This window comes from Tropicimonas sp. (assembly GCF_047971885.1).
In the GTDB taxonomy this organism is placed as follows: Bacteria; Pseudomonadota; Alphaproteobacteria; order Rhodobacterales; family Rhodobacteraceae; genus Tropicimonas.
The window spans coordinates 1-2,983 of sequence record NZ_JBKEAE010000018.1 but is presented as its reverse complement, the minus strand read 5'-3'; the positions used below and the strand labels follow the sequence as shown (position 1 = coordinate 2,983).

The window sequence follows — 2,983 nt, the reverse complement described above, 5'->3', positions numbered from 1 at the left end:
GCCGCCGACGATCAGGACGAGATCGGGCTGGGCCAGATATCCAAGGCGCCGGCGACCAGGCTGAAGCTCCATCTCGATCTCGCGCCCGAGGATGTGGATCGTGAGACGCTGGCGGACGTGCACACCTATCCCGAATGGGACGTGCGGACCGGCGCCTACCTGCCGTCGCATGCCCGCGTGCTCAGCACTGCGGTCGATCCGTCGACGGCATTGCCCGATTTCGCCAGGGATCCCAGGGCGCAGGCCCGCATCCGTGCGGTACGCCGCCAGTTCGAGGCGCTGCGGCCCGGGCGCGTTTCGGTGCCCGGTTATCCCGACGGCGACGAACTGGATACCGATCGCGCCGTGCGCGCGCAGGTCGATTTCAAGGCCACCGGCGAGGGAACCGATCGCGTCTGGCGCCAGACGCGAGCCGAGAAGCGCGACCTTGCGGTCTCGCTGCTGCTCGATGTCTCGCGCTCTACCGAATCGGCGATTCCCGGTCATGGTCACGACGGGCGTTCGGTGATCGATGTCGAGCGCGAGGCGCTTGCGGCCTTCGCCTGGGGGCTCGACGCCTGCGGCGACGATTTCGCCGTGCATGCCTTTTCATCGCTGAAGCGCCAGCGGGTCTATGTCCAGACGGCCAAGGATTTCGGCGAGCCGATGTCGAAGGCGGTCGAGATGCGGATCGGTTCGCTCCGGCCCGGCTTCTACACCCGGCTCGGCGCGGCGATGCGCCATTGCTCGGCCGAACTGGCGCTGCAACCGCGCAAGCGCCGGCTGCTGCTGGTCATCACCGATGGCAAGCCGAACGACCTGGACCATTACGAGGGCCGCCACGGAATCGAGGACAGCCGCATGGCGGTGCGCGAGGCGCGCCGGGCCGGACAGGCGGTATTCGGCATCACCGTCGATCGCAACGGCAAGGCATGGTTCCCGCGCATCTTCGGGCAGGGTGGCTATACGCTGATCCCGGACCCCGACAAGCTGGTTCAGGCCCTGCCGCGCATTTACCGCGAACTGGTCGGCAGCGCATGAACGGGACTGAGTCTGCCCGCCCCCGCGGCATCGATGCACTGCCCGGCGAACTGATGATGTGGGTTCTCATCGTTTCGGAACTACTGGTCTTCGGGGCGGGGCTGCTGGCCTTCCTCTCGGTGCGACTGACCGATCCGCAGGGCTTTGCCGAGGCGCAATCGCACCTGCACCGCACCGGCGCGGGTATCAATACCGTGGTGCTGGTCACGTCGGGCTGGTTCGCCGCACTGGCGGTCCGGGCGGCGGCGGCGCGCAGGGTCGCGCGCAGCCGGATGCTTCTGGCCGGCGCGGCGGCGCTGGGTTTCGCGTTCCTCTGGATCAAGGGGCTGGAATTCGCCGAAAAGGCCGCCGCCGGCATCAGTACCGAAACCCATCCGTTCTGGACCTTCTACTACCTGCTGACCGGCTTTCACGCCCTGCATGTGGTGGCGGGTATCGTGATACTGGCGCTGGTCGGCTGGCGCTGCACGGCGCATAATGTCGAGGTCGGCACCTCGTTCTGGCACATGGTCGATCTGGTCTGGGTGCTGCTTTTCCCCATCATCTATCTGCTGGGCTAGGGCGATGACGGTCACGCAGGCATGGCTGGCGCTTGTGGCGCTGTCGGGCGCCAGCACGCTGATCGCCGCAACCGGCCTGACCGGAGCACTGGCTACGGTGGCGATCATGTGTCTTGCCTGGGTCAAGGCACAGATCATCCTGCGGGTCTATCTCGGCCTGCGGCAGGCGCCGGAGTGGAGCAGGGGGTTCGCACTGGCGCTTGGCCTGTTTATGATCGCCGCGATCATATTGGCCGTTGCGGCGGGTTGAGGCAGGGATCGACGGGCGGAATGACGGGCTGGACTGAATTTGCAATCGCCATGGCGTTTTTCATGCTGTCGCACCGCATTCCCGCCGCGCTGGGGGTGAAGGAGTCGCTGGTCGGGATGCTTGGGCCGAACGGTTACACCGCGCTGTTCAGTCTCATCTCGGTCGCGCTTCTCTACTGGCTGATCGTCGCGGCTGCGCGCGCACCTTTCGTGCCGCTGTGGGATCAGACCGTCGCCGCCCGCTGGGGGGTTAACATCGCAATGCCGGTCGCGATTGCGCTCGGCACCTTCGGCGTGGCGGCGCCCAATCCCTTCGCCTTCGAGGGGCGGGCAACGGGATTCGATCCGGATCGCCCCGGCATCGCGGGAGTGACCCGCCAGCCGCTGCTCTGGGCGCTGCTTCTCTGGTCGCTGGCGCATCTGTGGGTCAACGGCGATCTTGCCCATGTTATCCTGTTCGGAACCTTCGTACTCTTTTCGGTGCTCGGCATGCAGATCGTCGAGACGCGGCGGCGGCAGGCGATGGGCGCCGCCGAATGGGCACGACTGACCCGGCACACCGGCCTGTGGCCTTTTGCGGCGCTTGTCTCGGGTCGCTGGCGCCCCGTCGGGCTGCCGCCACCTGGCCGGCTTGCGCTGGCGATCGGTGCCTGGGCAACATTGTGGTATCTGCATGCGCCGGTGATCGGTTTTTCGCCCGTGCCCTGAGCGCCGGACGCATACTTTCCCGCTCTCCATTCCGGCCCGCCTTGCCGTCAGAGCTTTCCGAACATGCGCCAGTCCACGCCACGGCATGATCGCGCTCATGGCGAAGTGGTCCCGCCGGCGCGAGGGGCGAACAGATCGCCGGAGGCCCTTGGTGCAAGGCCACCCGTCTCCGCTGGCGGCGCCACCCTACTGCCGCCAGCCTGCACAGGCGCTGCACCGGCAATGCCGACAAAGAGCGAGGCCTCGCACCAGTCGGTGGGTCGCGCCGCCATCCTAACAGGCGCCGCGCCGTCCAGCATTGGCGCCAGCGCGGCGACATAGGCGCGGGTCTCGGCGGGCAGTGTGCGCCCCGTGGCGAGGAAATCGTCGTAGCGCGCGGGGCCGGCATTGCAGGCGGCAAGCATTGCGCCCACATTGCCGTAGCGGTCGAACATCTCGCGCAAATA

The 2,983-nt window shown here is 67.2% G+C and carries 5 protein-coding genes; 4 read left to right on the top strand and 1 reads right to left on the bottom strand.

Annotation, left to right across the window (positions count from 1 at the left end; translation table 11 throughout):
- The 4 genes from ACK5IR_RS01915 to ACK5IR_RS01900 form a co-directional block, all read left to right on the top strand.
- Window positions 1–1,020 (top strand): nitric oxide reductase activation protein NorD (locus tag ACK5IR_RS01915; RefSeq protein WP_416925352.1); only part of this gene is annotated, 1,020 nt, incomplete at its 5' end.
- A 56-nt stretch (window positions 1,021–1,076) separates the two neighbouring features.
- Window positions 1,077–1,580, top strand: coding sequence for a cytochrome c oxidase subunit 3 (locus ACK5IR_RS01910; protein WP_416925354.1), 504 nt, complete (start codon window positions 1,077–1,079; stop codon window positions 1,578–1,580).
- A gap of 4 nt (window positions 1,581–1,584) precedes the next feature.
- A complete protein-coding gene (locus tag ACK5IR_RS01905) occupies window positions 1,585–1,830 on the top strand; it encodes a cytochrome C oxidase subunit IV family protein (RefSeq protein ID WP_416925350.1) in 246 nt (81 codons plus the stop codon).
- Window positions 1,831–1,850: 20 nt separating this feature from the next.
- Complete coding sequence (locus ACK5IR_RS01900; RefSeq protein ID WP_416925348.1) at window positions 1,851–2,537, top strand: NnrU family protein; 687 nt, start codon at window positions 1,851–1,853, stop codon at window positions 2,535–2,537.
- 95 nt (window positions 2,538–2,632) lie between these two features.
- Here the strand turns inward: ACK5IR_RS01900 and ACK5IR_RS01895 are convergent.
- Window positions 2,633–2,983 (bottom strand): lytic transglycosylase domain-containing protein (locus ACK5IR_RS01895; RefSeq protein ID WP_416925346.1); only part of this gene is annotated, 351 nt, incomplete at its 5' end.

What these genes read in the sequence shown, in the direction of transcription:
- ACK5IR_RS01910 (WP_416925354.1), top strand. Translation starts at nt 1,077, where the DNA reads ATGTGGGTTCTCATCGTTTCGGAACTACTGGTCTTCGGGGCGGGGCTG.
- ACK5IR_RS01905 (WP_416925350.1), top strand. Translation starts at nt 1,585, where the DNA reads ATGACGGTCACGCAGGCATGGCTGGCGCTTGTGGCGCTGTCGGGCGCC.
- ACK5IR_RS01900 (WP_416925348.1), top strand. Translation starts at nt 1,851, where the DNA reads ATGACGGGCTGGACTGAATTTGCAATCGCCATGGCGTTTTTCATGCTG.